This is a genomic window from Legionella sheltonii (genome assembly GCF_026191355.1).
GTDB lineage: Bacteria > Pseudomonadota > Gammaproteobacteria > Legionellales > Legionellaceae > Legionella > Legionella sheltonii.
Genome location: NZ_JAPHOQ010000015.1, coordinates 87,612 through 106,740 on the forward strand (window position 1 = coordinate 87,612; position 19,129 = coordinate 106,740).

The following is a 19,129-nucleotide window of genomic DNA, read 5'->3' on the forward strand; positions in this document are numbered from 1 at the left end:
GTTTCTTTGTGGGCGAGTTGAAGTGTATTCGCATTAATGAAACAGTGTCTTAAATTGTTGGCATTTAAAGTGCGGTTTGAATAATATAGCAGTAAAATTTTATGCAGATTTTACTGACTATGTCACGAACTGAGCGATTATTGGACTTAATTCAGATATTAAGACGTCACCGGTTTCCTGTAAGCGGCGTAACTCTAGCACAAGAGTTAGGGATTAGCCTTCGTACTTTATACAGAGATATTTCGATGCTGAAAGGACAAGGGGCTCCAATTGAAGGGGAGTCAGGCATAGGATATGTGCTACGTCCAGGATTTACACTGCCTCCGCTTATGTTTTCTGCAGATGAAATCGAGGCCCTCGTACTTGGTTCGCGTTGGGTAATTGACCGAGCAGATACACAGCTCAAATTTGCTGCGCAAAACGCTTTGGCGAAAATAGCTTCAGTACTTCCAAATGAATTACGTGAACACTTAGAACTTCCAGGTCTACTTATTGCCCCAGGATCGGTTGCTGCAAGCAAGGACTCTGATTTAATTTTAATCAGAAAAGCAATGCGATTGGAAAAGAAACTTCAATTAGGTTATCAGGATGTCAATGAAACAGCATCACAACGAACGATTTGGCCACTAGCATTAGGTTTTTTTGACCAAGTTCGTATTCTTATTGCCTGGTGCGAGCTAAGACAAGATTTCCGTCATTTTCGAACTGATCGTATTCTTGAAATAAGTCTAATGGACACAGGTTATCCTGAGCGTCGTCAAACGCTTTTAAAAAAATGGAAAAAGCTTACCCTGAAAATGACAAGCACAAGTATTTCGTGCCCTCCGTCATCCCAATGATGACGACGAAGGGTCGAAGACGCCAGTACATTACATCAGCTGAGTCTATCAACTCACTTTGATTCGTTGGCGCCATAAATTCGAGACCAACAGGTCTGGAGCAAAACGCAGTTTTTTAGTAACAATAAGGTTTGATTTTTATCAATTGATGCACTAATTGATTTATTTTTAAATGATACTATAAAGCAATTTATAATCATACGCTTAAGAGACTAGCTCATGCTTGAAGAATTTACACACAAACTGGATCAGACTGATATTCCAGCCTTTATATAAGGTACTGCATGGAAAGAAGAGAGTACCCAAGAATTAATTTTTCAGGCATTAAAAAGCGGATTTGTTGGAATTGATACCGCAAATCAACGAATGCACTATTTTGAAGAAGGTGTTGGGCATGGAATTCAACAATTTTTAAACGTAACGGGAAAAAGTCGTAGTGAATTATTTTTACAAACAAAATTCACACCTGCCCTTGGTCAGGATCATCGCAAACCCTATGATGAAACAGACTCACTTCAAAATCAGGTGCATCAATCTTTTTTAAGTTCTCTAAATCACTTACAAACAGATTACCTTGACTCCTATATTCTTCATGGACCTACCTTTCGTTCTGGACTCGTTCAAGATGATTTAGATATTTGGGCTGCAATGGAGGATTTATACAATCAAGGAAAAATTAGATTGCTTGGTATTTCCAATGTAACTCTAGAACAATTGGAAACCCTATATCGCATTGCCACTGTGAAACCCTCATTTGTACAGAATCGATGTTTTGCCAGCAATCAATGGGATTTATCGATTCGAGAATTTTGTAAAAAAAATGGATTAATCTATCAGGGATTTTCTTTGCTTACTGCAAACCAATCCGATTTGCTTACCGATCGGATGCATGCACTTGCGAAACAATACAAGAAGACAATACCACAAATTATATTCCGTTTTGCATTGCAAATAGGCATGCTGCCATTGACAGGCACAAGTAATCAACAACACATGATGGAGGATTTGGATTTAGATTCATTTGCGCTTACCGTAGATTGAGTGAAATTTATAGAGGAAATTAATAAAGGCTAAACCGGTTTTCTACTGACACAAACTGTCACTAAGGTAGATTATACTCATCGTTTATTTGAACGTCTGGCAAAAAATCATGAGTAAATGTTGGTTGACTGTTGCTTCGGCAGAGCATGTGCGTTTGGGCAAGCAAATGGGAATAATGCAGGTCTGCCATGGTAGGCTTGCTCCTTTAAAACGAATTCAACCCAATGACTTTGTCATTTATTATTCACCAACGCGTATTTATAAAGCAAAGGATAAGCTGCAATCATTAACCGCTATAGGGATTGTTAAGGCTGGTGAGCCCTATCAAGTAGAGATGGATGACGATTTTTATCCTTTTCGACGGGATGTAGAGTGGGCCAAGTCAGTTGAGACTCCTATCGCGCCTTTGCTTTTTGATCTTGATTTCACTAGAAACAATAAAAACTGGGGTTATTCATTGCGGTTTGGGCTAATTCCAATTAGTGACCACGATAAGTCAATTATTGCTACTGCCATGCAGGCTCAATGGCTATAATCCACTAAAAGAGAGAATGAGATGATTCACATTAAACCACAACAAATTAAAGTTGAAGCATTTACCGTGACGGGACTGAGTGTACGCACTAAAAATGCCGATGAATTTAATTCTGAAACAGCAAAGTTACCAGAACTTTGGCAAAGATTTTATGCCTCACCCATATCAATAAAATCGAGATCACCGATTTATGGAGTGTATTCTGCGTATGAGTCAGATCATCATGGATTTTATACCGTCACTGCTGGAGTCGCGATCCATGATCCAGAAATAAATGATTTTGATAAGCTCAACATCAAAAAAGGGAATTATCTTATTTTTAAAAACTCTGGTCCGATGCCCAACGCAATCATCGAAATCTGGCAAGCAATTTGGCACTATTTTGATACTCAATCTACCGTTGCTAGAGCGTATGAGACTGATTTTGAAGTGTATATGGAGCAAGAACAATGTGCGGTCTATATTGGTATTAAAGAATAGATTTAGAAAAAGTTATCGAGACGATAGAAGGCCCGCAATTAAATAAAAAACTTACTTTTCTGGAAATTGATTGTAGGTGTCTATAGTGAGGTAAGAAGAAAAAAGATTCTCCCGTCATCCCGAGCATAGCGAGGATCTCCATGGCTTGTAGAGATCCCTCGTATCAGATGCATCATTTCATGAGACCAATATTCCAAGAATAAGAGACTATGCGATGGATAAAATAAGGCCTCCATCCACGCGAATAGGAGCACCATTAGTTGCGGAAGACAGCGGGCTAGATAAAAATGCAACCATATTCGCAATTTCTTCAGTATGAGCCAATCGTTTGATTAATGAAGTGGGTCTTAAGTTTTCAAAAAGTTCCTCTTCGACTTGTTTTGCTGTTTTGTTTTGCTGTTTTCCAAGATCGGCCACAAACTGGCTAACACCTTCGCTGCTTGTAGGTCCAGGGAGAACTGAGTTGACCGTGACATGAGTTCCTTTTGTTAGTTCCGCGATACCTCTGGCAACTGCGAGTTGTGCTGTCTTGCTCATACCATAATGTATCATCTCTTTAGGTATTTGTAATGCAGATTCGCTGGAAATAAAAATGATTCTGCCCCAGTTTTGTTTCAGCATTGGGGTAAGGTAATTACGGCTTAAACGGACACCACTCATTACATTGACTTCAAACATCTGCAACCACTCGTCATCCGAGATATCAACGAAAGGTTTGGCATTATAAATACCCGCATTATTGATAAGAATATCTACTCTAGGAATTTGTTTAATCAATTCATCGGTATCTTTTTTTTGATTTAAATCAGCAGGGGCGGCGATCAAATTGGCTTCAGGATTGCTTGTTTTAATCTGTTGCATTGCCTGAATCACTCGGTCTTGGGTGCGACCATTAATGACCACTGTTGCACCTTCACGAGCCAATATTTGTGCAATTGAAAATCCTATTCCCGCTGTGGAGCCGGTTACTAAAGCCGTTTTACCTTTGAGTTGTAGATCCATTATTTTTTCCCTGAAATCAATTTGAAGAATATTACGAGTGACACATTAGTTTTAATGCTCAGCTTAACAAATTTTTCAATTCTTTTAATCTATTTTTTATAGCGACATATTTTAAGAGGAGTGAGGTTTAATAAAAAGGTATGGATTTATTTCACTTCAATGAAATGTATTATCTACAGGAGCTTCAGATGTATCTTGAGCAGGATCCTCCTTATCGGCCCTAATTTTAAACAAATGTCCTCTCATTTGCTCTTGCAATGTTTTTCGCGCACTATGTTCTTGACCCGCATTAAATGTAGCCCATCCGCGGGATGATAAGTCGGATTTAACATTTACTTTTCCACCAGAAATTTTGGATACTGCTAATAAGACAGCATCTATGATAGTACCCGCAAATATTTTCATTGCACCTCTTAAAATTTTTAAATCTGGGAAGTTAATCGAAAGTTCATCATGAAGTTTTTCATATTGTTTGCAACTATTGATTGACTGAGTTTCGGGACTAATTGCCATTGAAGTTGTCCTAAGGGTAGTTTCTAATAATAAACGTTTCCCACTACAATTTTTTTGTTTAGCTACTTCATCTAAAACGTCAACTCCTTTTGAGAGAGCATCTAATTTTTTTGATATGGTTTTGGTTTGCTCTTGTAGTTTGTTAAGTTTTGCTTGCAGTTCATCTAGTTCTGGTTCTTCTTGTTGCGCTTGTAGTTTTTTTTGAAGTTCGTCAATTTTGTTTTGAAGTTCTTCTAGTGTTGGTTTTTTCTGAGGTTCTTCTAGTGTTGGTTCTTTTTGTGGTTCTTCTAGTGATTCTTGTAGTTCTGTTTCTAGCTCTTGTAGTTTTGTGTGTAGCTCTTGTAAAAGCTTGTCCTGGTGATTCGATAATACGGATATACACTCACCTACGCGTTTTTCTAATAAAGCCTCGACACGTTCATGAGGGCAATTATAATCTCTCCATTCAATCAACCATGCTTGATCTTTGTTATCTATCAATTGATCATAATGTTTATTGACATAGGCATCAACAGCGTTCCAGATAAGGTCAATATGATGATTCATACCACGACCTTTAACCATTGTGGGTGCAGCATGTAAGGCTTGTTCAAACTCCTCCCTACTCATTGGGACTTTCACTATTCCGGCATTTGCTTCCTCTTCAGTTGTTTCTTCAAATGATTTCATTAAATTGAAATAAGCAGAAGCAACCCCACCGCGGTCAATTGCATCTTTACAGGTAAAGTTGATACTTTTAGGTTTTAAGGATTCAATAATGTGATTTGTCAGTTCATATTTTAAAAAATGAAACCATACCGCTTGTCGTTGAGCATCCGATAACACAGTTTCGTTAGAATATCCTAATGCTTTGAAGCTCCTGTCCAGTAATTTATTGATGATTTCGGTTTCAGTTTCAGGTGTATATTTTCCATCTTCATTACGAAATACTTTCTCACGAACCCGCTTACTAATATGAAAATCTTTAACTTTGGTTAGAGGAGGGGTGTGACCACCATTTTCTGTGATCCATTTTTTAACTCGGTAATCATCAAGTAATATAGGGCTCTCAAGTTTCCTTTCTTTGATTTTCTCAAATATAGAAAAATCCTTATCCTTAATGTTTACTGCTTCCTCTTCACCATTTAATTTGATATAGAATAGTTTTCTATCTTTACCGCTGTCGGTATATATATAGCTCCCTTTATATTTTGTAAGATCTCGAGGTAACTGGTCCATCAAATGAAGGTCACGACCCTCTCGTGCAATTCGTAAAAACTCTTCTTTCACATCGACAATATTATGTTTTGCGTGGGTACTTGCATAATGTTCGTGGCTCATTAGCCCCTTGTCGGCAGGAAGTGTGATGACAGCCACATTTTTATGGCCTGCTGGATTATTTATAGGATCGAACTCAAGCTTTTCTAACTGTTCGGTTAATGCGCTTTCCTTTGCTCTCTCATGTGCTATGCTTTCCTTTATTCCCGGGACAATATCACGACCCAGCACATTAAAATAAATATGGGTTATTCTATCTTCATCCTCATCAGCAGCTTCTTCCTTTTGTAATAAGGCTTGATCTACTTCAGCTTGGATTAGTGCGGGCTGGTCTAACTTAACTTGATCTTCCTGCTTTAATTTTTTTTCAGCGCGTTCTTTTTTGATTTGTTCTATCCTCGCTTGTTCTCTGTTTTCTTCTATGGCTAGGAATCGTTCGAATAAAGGGCTAACTCGGGCCTCGCCGTGGTGACGTTGCCCCTGTGTTCCAAAACGGTATTCAGTAAAACCTAAATTAGAGCGGTACCGTCTTATGGTTGCCAAACTGGTACCATGTTGTGGTTTATAAACATCAGCATAAAGTGCTGAGACTTTGCTTGTTGTTGATTCTTGCTCCGCTGGTGATTGGGTTTCACTGTTAATTGACTCCCCTTTATCGCTTACATGATGAGCAATGGATTTTTGAATGCCAGGTGAGTTTGGGGTATGGCCTAATGCAATGTGCTCAATTTCTTTATAAGTATCTTCTAAAATGTCATTATCATTAGCATAAAGAGAATAAATAAAGTCTTCTAAAACTTCGATTTCTTTTCCAAGACGTTCGACTTTTAGGTCAAGCTTTTGTTCAAGTGTTTTTTTACAGATGTTTGTAGTTATTAATTGAGTCACTTCATCGTTATTAAGATGTAGCAGTTTACTTTTTTGTTTATTAATCTCTTTTAAATTAAGGTCAAATTGCTCTAAATCGTTAATATTTATTATCTTACAAGTACCATCTGCTTCAATATGATACAATTTCTTGTTTTTATTGTTGTTTTTAGAGTCCTCGCAATATATATAGCTTCCTATATATGTTGTAAGATCCTCAGGTAATTCAGGTAACACATGGAGGTCAGCATTCTGATCCTGTAGGTTATCTGTTATCAAGGTGGTAACTTGATCCTCTTTAAGAAGAAATGGAGTAATTTGCTGTTCGTTAATCTTGGCTAGATTTTCGTTAAATTTTCTATCATTAATACTCAGTTCATTTCGAGTGCCATCTGGACTAATATAATAAAGTCTCTTTCCGTCGGCGTTATTGCAGTATATATAGCTTCCATTATATTTTGTAGCATCCTTAGGTAACTCAGACAGCAAATGGAGGGCAGTATGGGAATCTTTTATGTAATCTAAAACGCCTACCTGTTTGACAAAAAATCGTATAGATTGTTGTAGCTTATCATTTTCTTTTTTAGGTAGATTTTGATAGTTTTTAATTTGCTCGAGGGCATTACCTAGGGCTGATCGAGGGGCATCATAAATTGTCTTAATATGTTCATCAAGATAATCAAAAAATTTAGTGTACAAATCACCGTATGGGAAATTTGGATCATAGTCCTTTTTCTCTTTACCACGAAGCGATTTTAAATCTTTAGCCAGATCGGCGGGAAGCTTATCTAGTATCAAATCAGGAAACTTAACATTTCTTAAGTAATTAAAACAGTTTCTATTATGCAGCTGATCACTGGTAATTGACTTGTTTGTTTCTTCTTTAGAACCAGACATATATTAATCTCGAATAACTATTTGAACACCCTTGTGATATATATAGTTTAGTTGATTTTCCTTAAAAAAATATGAAGAAAGTGTGCTTTGGATGAAATTCTGTTGTTATTTGGGATAAGGATAAAAAAACGTTGCTTCATGTTTGTTATAAAACAGGTTAGTGGTAAAAGAATTGGGTATTTTTTGAAATAGTTTTATTGTAGATAACTCCACCTTACCTTGTAATTTAATCGTAAAAATCATTTGCTTCGCTTTTCCAGAATCTATCCATTTCATAATGAGTGCATAAGCACGATCAGGGTAACATGCAACATCTGATAAAACCCAATCATAGTTTTGCTCCAATTTGGCCGGGTCTATAGCAAAAGCACTTTGTTGTACGTAGTTTATGTTAGGTAACTTGGCTATTTGAGGATCTAATAAAGCCTTATCAACAGCAGTGACTGAGGCACCTAATGATTGCATGACATAAGTCCATCCTCCCGGAGAAGCGCCTAAATCCAGAACTTTATCTCCTGACTTTGGATATTTTTCAAGAAGAGTGAGTGCCTCCCAGAGTTTTAAATAGGCACGGTTTGGAGGATTGATTTTATCTTCAATAAAATAGCATGTTCCTTGAGGCCATTTTTTTTGACGTGTGGCGCTATAAATCAAAGTGTTTTTATCCAGCAAACTGAAAGCACCTATGGGTGGAATCTCAGATTCCAGGGGGAAATGCCGCATGAGCGGAGGAATGACACGTAATTGTTCTGCAATTAATCGAGAGCGTCTAATATGGGAAATGGGATGTAAGTACCAGAATTTTCCCGCTTGGCGTAGAATTTTTACCGCTTCAGAAATGGATTGGAATGTTACTACCTGAGGTTCTAACCAAATATCTTGTGCAAAACATACATCCAATTTTTTATGAGGTGAACAGACCAAATCTTCCGCAATATTTGAAACATCACCTAACTCTTCTGAAAGCAGTGAAAGAAAATCGGGTTTGGTGACATAAATTGCAGCAATTTTGTTTTCCATGAATTGAACCTAAAAATTGGATTAAAAAAAGCGGTATCTTACCATTATGACTTTATGGGAAACGAGTAGTATTTAGTTAAATACAATAATATACCACGTGATGAGACTTTGAATTTATTTGTACTATACTCGATGGAATGATGTTTTCAATACAAAAGGGAATTTAAAATGAAAAAGAGAACGGTTCTAATTACAGGTGCTCTTGCTGGAATTGGTAGAGCAACTGCTTTTGCTTTTGCGCAAGAAGGTGCAAATATCGTAATTTCTGGCCGTAAAAACGAAATAGGGGAGTCTTTAGCAAAAGAGCTACGCACTAGTGGAGTTGATGTTGTGTTCATTCGAGCTGACGTTCGTTATGAAGAAGAAGTAAAATCCCTTATAGACACTACAATCAAACGTTTTGGGGGGTTGGACGTTGCTGTGAATAATGCTGGCACAGAGGGACAACCGGTTTCGATTATTGATGAGACTTTGGAAAACTATCAGGCTACCTTTGACACAAACGTACTCGGTGTCTTTTTGTGCCTTAAATATGAGCTTAAAGTGATGATGGAACAAGGTTCTGGATGTATCATTAATCTTTCATCAATCGCCGGTCACACCGGAGTGCCAGGTGCATCGATTTATTGTGCAACAAAGCATGCAGTGGAAGGGTTTACAAAAGTCGCCGCACTTGAGGCCGCTGCAGCTAATGTTCGCGTCAACGCAGTTGCTCCTGGCCCGATTAGTACAGATATGTTTGAGCGCTTTACAGGCACTGAGGAAAATAAAGCAGCTTTTCTCGAGATGGTACCTTTAAAACGTGCAGGTCTTCCTGAGGAAGTCGCTCATACTATTGTTTTTTTGGCTTCGGATAAGGCATCTTATATTACAGGAAAAGTGCTCGGAATCGATGGTGGTATGGCCTGAGATTAGTACATGCAAGATAAGAATTTAAGATTTTTGATGGAAAAGACAGAATGTCTTTTCCATCAAAGTTAATTATTGTACGTAAACAGTGCTCGCTGCGGGACCATCGTTGCTTTTGGCTTCAACAAAGAGAACTCTTTTTCCGACTTCTAATTTACTGAAATCATAATCAATGACACTTTTACTGGTAAAGCGGAGTCTTCTTCCATCAATGGTTTCAATAAAACCGTAATCCGCAACAGGTGCGATTTCGCGAATTAGTCCTACTGGTGGTAGTTCATGGTATTTTACTTTTCCTCGCTGTTTGTGAACATATTTCTTAAGTTGTCGTGTCATGGCTAGAAAAGCATCTCTTATTGCGACATAGACGTCTTCATGTGCATGATTATCTGCAAGATCACGATTTACTACGAGTTCTGCGTTGGGGACCGAAAGATCGATACGTATATGATAAATTTTCCCTTTATTATGATGTCGATGCGTTTCAATCCCTACGTTACAACTCATAATCCGATCACAATACGTTCCTAATTTTTCAGCATGCTTACGAACATTACCCTCAATAGCTCGAGAGTGCCTTAGATTATTGAATACAATTTTTATAGGAAAATGTACTGAATTGTTCATTGCTTGCTCCTTATATCACAGACATCAATATCGTTTTTTAAAGCTATGTTCTTTGTCTCGCTTCTTTTTTTTGTTGAAGCTTAACTACATCAACTATATGGGTCATTGTTTCAGTCAGAATTTCAATAAGATCATCTAAGGTAATTATGCCTATAAGCGTTTTGTTTTCACTGATAACAGGTAAGCGACGAATTCTTTTGGAATGCATTATTTCTAGTGCATCAAAAAGACTATCGTTTTCAAAAACACAGCTAAAAGGCTCGGTGAGAATATCTCGGACTAATAGTGACTCTGGTTGAACTCCTACTGCCATAACTTCAATGACTAAATCACGATCGGTAACAATGCCTATGGGTATTTTTTGGTTATTATGTTCTTCAACTAAAACCAAATCTCCGACATGGTGGGTACGCATGAGCTCTGCAGCGTTTTTTACCGATTCATTGCTATTGATAACCACTACATCCCTGTTACAGTATTCGCCAACTCTCATAGAGGTCTCCTAAAATAATGCCTTTTTAGTTTTTACCTCGTAAATAAAGTACTTTTTAGAAAAAAAAACACTTCATCTTTACCCCATCGAACTATGAATTGACCGCAGGAAAACAAATATTAAATATTTATTAACTGTTTTTAGTATAGTATATAAAACCTGTATTCGGTTGAGTTGAACGAGTTAATCCTTTTATTTATGCTGAAATGGAGTTGGTATACTGCTGATTTTTGAGGAACTCAAAATAGAACAAACTTAGATTAATGAATAAAAACAATATCATTAAGGCCAAAGATAAAAATAGATGCATATTTGATGCAATCAAAATAAATAAGATTAAAATCGAACGCATTATCTCAGTAATTAAAATTTTTTGTTTTCCATTGGCGACCGCTCCAAGAATATAGAGGGTAAATAATATGAAAACTCCAAGAAGCCATGAATTCAATGAATTCAATGTAAATATTAATGAAAGATAGGCATATAAGACGATTGCAAGAGCGGTGTTGAATAACATGTAAAATTTAGGTGATTTGCTGTTTTTTTGCTGAACGATTCGTTTAGGGATGTTTATATTCTCTTGTTGTAAGCGATTTATTATCCACTCCGGAGGCATAAGAAAAGCACGGATGACATCCAGCTTATTTTTCAGGTTTTTTCCATAATACAATACATCCTTAATCACTTTAATATTTGCATAAAAAGGGTTCCATGAGTCTAATGGTTCAGTAACTCCGTACTCAGCAGGAATATTTTCTGGTTCGAAAGTTCCAAACAGTTTATCCCAGATAATTAAACTTCCCGCGTAGTTTTTGTCTATATATTGTGGGTTTTTACCATGATGTACTCTATGATGAGAAGGGGTATTGAAGAGGGTTTCAAACCATCCCATTTTGTTGATTGATTGCGTATGAATCCAAAACTGATAAATCGTATTGCAAGAAGAAACGATTAAGAACATCCAAGTCGGAAAACCAATAAAGGCCAAAGGTAGATAAAAAATCCAGGATGTAAGGGTTTGCCAATAGCCTTGCCTTAAGGCAACCGATAAATTAAAACGCTCACTTTGATGATGAACAGAGTGTCCTATCCAAAAGAAATTGCATCGGTGACTTGTCCGATGATACCAGTAGTAACAAAAGTCTACGCAAAGCCAAAGTATAATCCAAGAACCAATAAAGTGAGGGTTAATAGAAAAAAGAGCACTATGTTCGTAGATATAGTAATAACCGAAAATTATGAGTCCTCTTGCTGGCAGTGTAGCAATTTGCTCAAAGATGCCCGTACTGAAATTATTTATGGAGTCGTTGAATTGATACGTTTCTGATTTTAAGAAAAATTCGATACCGATTAAAATAAGAAATATTGGCGCAGCAAATACTATTAAATTAATATCCATATCCATCCCTTAGAATTATACGCCTACTTCCTCAGTCACAGATGATTTTAAAAATTGCTCATACTCTGTTTCGTATCCTATGCATGCAGGTAAATGCGCAACTGAACGGATGTTGTATTTAACGGGAGCCTCTAAAGACATGTTAACTAATGATTGATTATTAATAAAGCAATAATCAATCCCAAAATTTCGTGCTCCGTACCCATCGTTAACCATTGAGTCACCAACCATTAATATGGAGCGTTTGTTAATTGATAGTTTGTGCTTGTTCGCAATTTCTTGCAGGGCAATATTAAAGATTTCAACATTAGGTTTTGCAACACCAACCTCATCAGAGACAATATAACAGTCAAACCAGTTATTTAGTTGAAGGCGTTGCTGCTTTTTTCCCTGCTGTTCAACGTAACCATTGGTGATAATGCCTAAAATATGTCCTTTGTGATGTAAAAACTCAATGGCGGTTTTAACATTGGGTATCCAGTGAGCATGCACGCTAAGATTTAAATCATATTCTGCCGCTATTTCTTCTGCAGAAGCAGAACTTGGAATTTTTTGATTTAATTGTATAAACCGTAACAATCTTACTTCGCGTGGGGTGAGCGCATTGCTTTTGGCGCCAACTTGATTCCATAGATGGGTATTTATTTCTTTATAAAGACGCTCAAAAATTGGATATTCAACTGATGAGTAATATAGTTCATATATATTTTTTAAGCCCGCTCGTTGGGAGTATGCAAAATCGATAAGTGTGTCGTCTAAGTCAAATAAAATAACTTGATAGGGCATTTATGAATCCTGTTCTTCATCTTATTTAAAGGGTCATTCTGCATTAATGAACAGCTGTATTGGGTAGAATTTATTAAATGTTCAGACATACCTGGGAACTGATTGCCATCTTACATCCAAAGATGCAAATACCAGTTCACGATACTATGCCCCCAAAATAAAGAAATTAATCCACTGATACATAAAAAAGGACCAAAAGGAATCGTGGTATCTTTGGATTTATTTTGCAAATGCAAATACAATAAACCAATAATTGTACCACTTATTGAGGAAAGAAGAAGAATTAACGGCAAAAATACCCAACCAAACCAGGCTCCAAAGGCAGCAAACAATTTAAAATCGCCATTGCCCATGCCAATCTTACCAGTACATAAATAAAATATTTTTATAAATAACCATAGTCCTATATAACCTCCAGCTGCACTGAGTACTGCTTGAGGCAGGGGCGCAAATAGATTTTCCGTATTGGCAATAAGTCCTATCCATAACAGGCTCAAAGTTAGGCTGTCTGGTAAAATTTGATAATCTAAGTCAATGAAAAATAAGCAAATTAAAATCCAAATCGCAGCCAATACAAAAATGAGTTGTAACGTAAAGCCAAAATGCCAGCTCGCGTATAGGGAAAGAACCATTGTACCTAGTTCGATTAAAGGATAGCGAACAGAAATAGGATTTTTACACTGATAACAGCGCCCACGCAAAAATAAATAACTTAAAACAGGGATATTTTGCCAGGCCTTAACCATGGTTTTACATGAAGGGCAAAATGATCTTGGAAAAAATAAATTAATCGGTTTTTGTTCCTCTTCCTTGATACCCGCTAGCTCATTATATTGTTGCTTCCATTCTCTTTCCAACATAATAGGCAGGCGATAAATGATGACATTGAGTAAACTGCCCACAGCCAGGGAAAAAAGGGCAACTACGACATACATAAACCAAGTATGATTGATGATTAGGTCATATATCATTATTGATCCCACATAAAATATTGCAGCTTGGGTGATAGGCACACTGACATTAAGATAATCATTTACCTTTTCCCCATGGGGAAAAGGTGCTCGATAGGGCGGATAAGGGTATTAGTTTTAGTTCATGTGCCCTCATCACACCCCCCACGAATGGGAGAGGAGAGTTCTTTTTTACTTAATGGAAGTGAGTGACATTTATCCCCTAGACTACAAAGAAATATAATGAGCGTCTTATATTGCAGATCCCAGTTTGAAAATGGGTAAATACATTGCAACAACAAGTCCACCTACCAAAACACCTAAAACAACCATAATAACAGGTTCTAATAAACTACTCAGTGAATCGACAGCATTATCCACATCTTCTTCATAAAAATCAGCAACCTTACTTAACATTTTTTCTAAAGCACCTGACTCTTCTCCAATGGCTACCATCTGGATTACCATGTTGGGGAATAATTGAGTGTTTTCCATGGCTTTATTCATTTGTTGCCCCGTTGATACCTCTTCTCTAATTTGATCAGTGGCTTTGGCGAAAATAATATTTCCTGTCGCTCCTGCCACCGATTTAAGTGCCTCAACTAAAGGCAAACCTGCAGCAAAAGTAATCGATAGTGTTCTTGAAAATCGAGCGATTGCAGCTTTCTCAATAATAGGACCAATAACGGGTAACTTTAATAAAGTTCTATCCACATTTTGTGCAAATTGAGGGGAGTGCTTTTCTGCATAAATAAACGCGTAAATCCCCCCACCTAGTGCGCCAAAAATTAAATACCAAAAGGATTGAAAAAATTTGGACATGCTCACTACTGCTTGGGTCATAGCAGGTAGATCAGCACCAAAACCTTTAAATAATGATTCAAATTGAGGAACAACAAAAATAAGTAATCCCGTCGTAACAATCAGAGCGACAACCATAACAGCCATAGGATAAGTCAACGCTTTTTTAATTTTCTTCTTGATTGTTTCAATTTTTTCCTTATATGTGGCGACTTTATCGAGCATGATATCAAGAGAACCTGATTTTTCTCCGGCTTCCACCAAATTGCAAAATAATTCGTTAAAATGAGCCGGATGTTTCATCAATGCTTCTGAGAGGGTTAATCCTGTTTCAACATCGTGTTTAATATTTTCAATTAATTCCTTAAGCCGTTTATTTGACTGTCCTTTTGCAACAATATCAAAAGATTGCACTAAAGGAATCCCAGACTCTATCATTGTAGCCAGTTGGCGACTAAATACCGTAATATCACCCGACTTGATTTTTTTGCTTTTGAAATTGAAAAAAGGGGCGCGTTTTTTAGCAATTTTACTTACAATAATTCCTTGTCTGCGTAATTCTACTTTAGCTAAAGCAAGACTTCTGGCGTCGATATCGCCATTTATTTTTTGAGCCGCTTTATTAACGCCTGTGTAATGAAAAGTTAAAGTAGTATTGGCATTTTTTTTCATTTTTTGTGTAGTTAATCAACGGTTACCCGATTGACTTCCTCTATAGTTGTAATACCTTGTTTTATCTTCTCAAGCCCAGATTGATAAATAGTAATCATGCCTTCTTCCTGAGCAATCTTTAATATATCTAAGGAATTTCCTCCAGACATGATTACCTGGCCAAGTGTTCTGGTCATAGGCAATACTTCAAATAAACCTATTCTACCGCGGTATCCATTGGTACATTTAGGACATCCTCCAGCTTTATATAATTTAATTCCATCTAAATCTGCTTCAGTAAAACCTAATTCCAGCAAGCCTGGCTTATTGAAGTCATCTCTCAATACTTTACAATGCTCACATAATTTTCGAGCTAAACGTTGTGCAATAATAAGTGTTACTGAACTGGCAACATTAAAAGTTGCAATCCCCATATTCACCAAACGGTTCAGTGTTTCAGCTGCACTGTTTGTATGCAATGTTGAGAGTACTAAGTGTCCTGTTTGTGCTGCTTTAACTGCTATTTCCGCGGTTTCCAAATCACGTATCTCACCAACCATGATGATGTCAGGGTCTTGACGTAAAAACGATCGTAACGCATTGGAAAAGGTTAAACCTGCTTTGGGATTAATATTAACCTGATTGATCCCTGGCACTTTAATTTCAACTGGGTCTTCAGCTGTAGAGATATTAACTTCTTTAGTATTAAGTATATTCAATGCGGTATACAAGGTTACCGTTTTACCACTACCGGTGGGACCTGTCACTAGAATCATACCTTGAGGACGTTCAATAGAGCGGACAAAATGTTCTTTTTGGTTCGGGCTAAAACCTAAAGCCTCAATACCAAGTTTTGCTGAGCCAGGATCTAAGATCCGCATAACCACTTTTTCACCTGAAGTAGTAGGGCAGGTGCTTACGCGAAAATCGATGGATCGAGTTTTGGATATTTTCATTTTAAAGCCCCCATCCTGAGGGATTCGCCTTTCTGAAATATCTAAGTTGGACATGATTTTTATGCGAGCCGTAATTCGCGTAGCCAAACTTCCTGGCGGTGTGGCAATTTCGTGTAAAATACCATCTTGTCGATAGCGTATGCGATACTCTTTCTCGTAGGGTTCAAAATGTATGTCGGATGCTCCTTGTTTAATGGCATCAAGAAGTATTTTATTGACGAATTTTACAATGGGAGCATCTTCGGTGAGTGACGTTGCTATATTTGTTTCGTGCTCTTCTTCCTCATTAATGATAAGCCCATCAAATTCATCACTTTCCCCCCCAACAAACTCGGATAAACCCTGAGTTTCTTGTAATGTGAGTAAGTGATCAATTAGCGCGCTCAGCTTATCAGCCTCTACGACAATTGCATGAGTATTAAGCCCAGTATGGAATTGAATTTCTTTTAAAGATGCTTGGATACTTGGATCCTCTGTTGCCAGGTATAAATTATTGCCTCGGTAAAATAAGGGAACCATTGAATGTCGACGAATTAATTTCTCATTAACCAGATTCACGGGGATAGAATCGACTTCAATGCAGTCAAGATCTAGAATGGGAACGCCAAAATTTCGCGACGCTGCAAGTGCAATTTGTGTGGCTGATAAAATGTTATTTTTTACAAGATATTGAACCAAAGAGATTTTTTCTGCAGCTGCTTGTTTGCAGAATTCGACAGCTTGAGCTCTATCTAACAACTTTTCAAGAACAAATAGCTGTCCTATTCCATGTAATTTTAATTCATCCGTTCCTAACATAGGTTTCTATCAGCTCATAATAATATTAACTATAGTTAATCCATTTAATAAAATCACGTGTTTCAGTCAACATTGCTGTTTACGTTGTGCAGGTTGGACGAAAACAATGCCAAAACAATCATACCTTTTATTTAAATAGCATCTCTGGACAATTCGACTATCCAGGCCATTTTGACTCAGTCTTATGAGCTGTCAACAACCTCAACGGAAGATATTTAAGTTCAAAAAAAGAAAATGGATTGTATGTATAAGAAACTCGTTGTATTGTAGTTTAATTCAGGATTCACTATTTTAAAAGGCATTATTTTGTTGATTGAACGACAATTAAAACAATATCGCGCCCTGAATAAATGGTTCCAATCACCCCTGGGCCTTTTTGCAGCCCATGAGTTTTTAGTTAATCTTGAATCTGAAAGTGATTATTCACATGGCGATACATTACTGCAATTAGGAAATTGCGGCGATAACATTTGGCTAAAAAAATTCAATTACACTCATAAATGGATTGCTTCTCCTTTTTTATTGGCTAATAAAGTGCAAATTAAATGTGCTTTAAATCAACTTCCACTCGACCGTAATAGTGTGGATTGTATTATTGCCCCACTTACCCTGGAACCTTTTAGTAACAGCTTGAGTCTAATCGATGAAATCGATCGCGTTCTTAATCCCATGGGCTTTGTTGTTTTATTAAGTATTAACCCTTGGAGCCTTTGGGGTGGGGCAATAAAAACTGGATTATTACATTGTTATAGCGATCAAAAAGTTAAAATGAGAACCCCATTCAACATAAATCGAATTTTTTTACAAAGAGGGTATAGACAGTATTCTTTAAGTAATTTTTGTTATATCCCGCCAGTCAATAACTCATCACTAATTAAAAAATTTACTTTTCTGGATGAAATAGGCAAGATGCTTTGGCCTTTCCCTTCAGGATTTTATTGTTATATTGCTCAAAAATATCAGGCTATACAACCTAATTTGCAATATAAACCAGTTGAAGAGCCGATAAAAGATTATCAGGCTCCATTGCAGCCTGTTATTTTTTCTTCCCAAGTATCTCGTTTGCGTCGATCAGATAAAATCAAATGATGTATGAATAGCTCATATGGGATATCAAAAACTTGAGAGAACGATCAAGTGTTAAGCCCAGGTATAAAATATTCTCAATTTGGACACCCCTTGATCCAGAGTGGTCATTTATATGGAATGTTATTTCTGATCCTTGGGTTTGGGTGTTATATTAAACGGATTTGGGCTTTTCATCTCTCCTAAAGTAGGAGATTCTGTTTCTATGGAGTCAGTCGATTGACTTCTTTGAGTGGCTGTTGCGTCGAAGGTTTTTAAACTATCCATTAGTTCTTTTTGACCTGAACTGCCAAAAGGTACTTGACTGATACCTTCTTTTATTGCGCTGCCTATTTCTTTTTGACTTCCCTGATAGAGTTCACCATTTCCAGAAGAATACACATAATCATCTTTAGGGACAAAAGCAATGTCTCTTATAAATGCAGCACTCAATGGGTTCATACCACCACAACAAAATTGCTGACAATTTTTTGCCTCATCATCATAGAATTTTTTTTTCTGTTTCTCATCGCGAAAAGAAAGAATTGGAGGGAACTCCATCAGTAGCGCATTTCGCTGCTGCTTGATATGCTCATCCCTTTCCTCATCAAGAACATTGGATCGATAATGATCGATTAAAGGAGATTGCTGTTTGCCGGGAACTAGATTTTGAAAAAAAATCATTTCATTAAATTGGATAGGTTGTTCCTGCTTGTTTCGTGTCATAGTATATTATCCCCAATAAACTCTTAATAATTTAAAGGTTAGCATTTATCGGATGAAATGCGAGTTCAGACGCTAATTAACTCATGTTAATTTAATTTGAACAGTGTCCCCTTATTTTTGTATACTTCGCTTTGTCATAAGAACAGGTTAATTTTATGAATAAAAAAACAATATTCAGAATCACTTTTGCTAATCAAGAGGCAATTTATGAAATTTATGCTCGCTCTGTTAAAGAAAGTGACATGTTTGGGTTTCTCGAGGTTGAAGAACTGGTGTTTGGTGAACAAACTGCATTGGTTGTTGACCCTTCTGAAGAACGATTAAAAATTGAATTTAACGGTGTAAAGAGAACATTTATTCCCATGCACTCAATTTATCGTATTGATGAAGTGACAAAACAAGGAACAGCTAAAGTTAAAGATAATCCAGGTTATGGAAGTAAAGTTAGCCCTTTTCCTGGCACAGGAAAAATAAAAGATTAAATGAACGTTCCCTTATATCCCACTCTTTGTCCCAA

General features: G+C 37.0%; 17 protein-coding genes and 1 pseudogene. 7 read left to right on the plus strand and 11 right to left on the minus strand.

Going from position 1 to position 19,129, the window contains the following annotated elements; translation table 11 throughout:
- Positions 1–119 precede the first annotated feature (119 nt).
- The 4 genes and pseudogenes from OQJ26_RS16230 to OQJ26_RS16245 all read left to right on the plus strand — a co-directional run bounded on the left by OQJ26_RS16230 (position 120) and on the right by OQJ26_RS16245 (position 2,895).
- Positions 120–839: a helix-turn-helix transcriptional regulator gene (locus tag OQJ26_RS16230; protein ID WP_322783977.1), complete on the plus strand. Its 720-nt coding sequence runs from the start codon at positions 120–122 to the stop codon at positions 837–839.
- A 219-nt stretch (positions 840–1,058) separates the two neighbouring features.
- A pseudogene (locus tag OQJ26_RS16235) lies at positions 1,059–1,880 on the plus strand (aldo/keto reductase family protein).
- 109 nt (positions 1,881–1,989) lie between these two features.
- Positions 1,990–2,415: an EVE domain-containing protein gene (locus OQJ26_RS16240; RefSeq protein WP_265704763.1), complete on the plus strand. Its 426-nt coding sequence runs from the start codon at positions 1,990–1,992 to the stop codon at positions 2,413–2,415.
- Between the two features lie 21 nt (positions 2,416–2,436).
- Positions 2,437–2,895, plus strand: coding sequence for a GyrI-like domain-containing protein (locus OQJ26_RS16245; protein ID WP_265704764.1), 459 nt, complete (start codon positions 2,437–2,439; stop codon positions 2,893–2,895).
- 207 nt (positions 2,896–3,102) lie between these two features.
- Here the strand turns inward: OQJ26_RS16245 and OQJ26_RS16250 are convergent, their stop codons facing one another.
- From OQJ26_RS16250 to OQJ26_RS16260, 3 genes are all read right to left on the minus strand, one after another.
- Positions 3,103–3,897, minus strand: a complete 795-nt coding sequence (locus OQJ26_RS16250; protein ID WP_265704766.1) for an SDR family NAD(P)-dependent oxidoreductase — start codon at positions 3,895–3,897, stop codon at positions 3,103–3,105.
- A 156-nt stretch (positions 3,898–4,053) separates the two neighbouring features.
- Entirely contained in the window at positions 4,054–7,431 is a 3,378-nt protein-coding gene (locus OQJ26_RS16255) for an OmpH/Skp family outer membrane protein (RefSeq protein ID WP_265704767.1), read from the minus strand.
- Positions 7,432–7,536: 105 nt separating this feature from the next.
- The gene (locus tag OQJ26_RS16260; RefSeq protein ID WP_265704768.1) at positions 7,537–8,451 is read right to left on the minus strand and encodes an SAM-dependent methyltransferase; all 915 of its coding nucleotides are present in this window, start codon (positions 8,449–8,451) and stop codon (positions 7,537–7,539) included.
- 168 nt (positions 8,452–8,619) lie between these two features.
- Between OQJ26_RS16260 and OQJ26_RS16265 the strand changes: the two genes are divergently transcribed.
- Positions 8,620–9,360: an SDR family NAD(P)-dependent oxidoreductase gene (locus OQJ26_RS16265; RefSeq protein WP_265704769.1), complete on the plus strand. Its 741-nt coding sequence runs from the start codon at positions 8,620–8,622 to the stop codon at positions 9,358–9,360.
- 72 nt (positions 9,361–9,432) lie between these two features.
- On the opposite strand, the gene OQJ26_RS16270 is transcribed toward OQJ26_RS16265, so the two are convergent.
- From OQJ26_RS16270 to pilB, 7 genes are all read right to left on the minus strand, one after another.
- Entirely contained in the window at positions 9,433–9,987 is a 555-nt protein-coding gene (locus OQJ26_RS16270; protein WP_265704770.1) for an HPF/RaiA family ribosome-associated protein, read from the minus strand.
- A 43-nt stretch (positions 9,988–10,030) separates the two neighbouring features.
- Positions 10,031–10,480: a CBS domain-containing protein gene (locus OQJ26_RS16275; protein ID WP_265704771.1), complete on the minus strand. Its 450-nt coding sequence runs from the start codon at positions 10,478–10,480 to the stop codon at positions 10,031–10,033.
- A 196-nt stretch (positions 10,481–10,676) separates the two neighbouring features.
- Positions 10,677–11,879 carry a sterol desaturase family protein gene (locus OQJ26_RS16280; RefSeq protein WP_265704772.1) on the minus strand — a complete coding sequence of 401 codons (1,203 nt, stop codon included), beginning with the start codon at positions 11,877–11,879 and terminating at the stop codon, positions 10,677–10,679.
- Between the two features lie 15 nt (positions 11,880–11,894).
- Complete coding sequence (locus tag OQJ26_RS16285) at positions 11,895–12,665, minus strand: HAD family hydrolase (protein WP_265704773.1); 771 nt, start codon at positions 12,663–12,665, stop codon at positions 11,895–11,897.
- Positions 12,666–12,775: 110 nt separating this feature from the next.
- Positions 12,776–13,636, minus strand: coding sequence for a prepilin peptidase (locus OQJ26_RS16290; protein ID WP_265704774.1), 861 nt, complete (start codon positions 13,634–13,636; stop codon positions 12,776–12,778).
- 231 nt (positions 13,637–13,867) lie between these two features.
- Positions 13,868–15,088: a type II secretion system F family protein gene (locus OQJ26_RS16295; protein ID WP_265704775.1), complete on the minus strand. Its 1,221-nt coding sequence runs from the start codon at positions 15,086–15,088 to the stop codon at positions 13,868–13,870.
- 11 nt (positions 15,089–15,099) lie between these two features.
- On the minus strand, positions 15,100–16,821 hold the full coding sequence (pilB, locus tag OQJ26_RS16300) for a type IV-A pilus assembly ATPase PilB (RefSeq protein WP_265704776.1): 1,722 nt from the start codon (positions 16,819–16,821) through the stop codon (positions 15,100–15,102).
- A gap of 306 nt (positions 16,822–17,127) precedes the next feature.
- On the opposite strand from pilB, the gene OQJ26_RS16305 reads away from it, so the two are divergent.
- Positions 17,128–17,910, plus strand: a complete 783-nt coding sequence (locus tag OQJ26_RS16305; RefSeq protein WP_265704777.1) for a methyltransferase domain-containing protein — start codon at positions 17,128–17,130, stop codon at positions 17,908–17,910.
- Between the two features lie 120 nt (positions 17,911–18,030).
- On the opposite strand, the gene OQJ26_RS16310 is transcribed toward OQJ26_RS16305, so the two are convergent.
- The gene (locus OQJ26_RS16310) at positions 18,031–18,612 is read right to left on the minus strand and encodes a hypothetical protein (protein WP_265704779.1); all 582 of its coding nucleotides are present in this window, start codon (positions 18,610–18,612) and stop codon (positions 18,031–18,033) included.
- Positions 18,613–18,767: 155 nt separating this feature from the next.
- On the opposite strand from OQJ26_RS16310, the gene OQJ26_RS16315 reads away from it, so the two are divergent.
- The gene (locus OQJ26_RS16315; RefSeq protein ID WP_265704781.1) at positions 18,768–19,094 is read left to right on the plus strand and encodes a DUF1820 family protein; all 327 of its coding nucleotides are present in this window, start codon (positions 18,768–18,770) and stop codon (positions 19,092–19,094) included.
- The last annotated feature ends 35 nt before the right edge of the window (positions 19,095–19,129 follow it).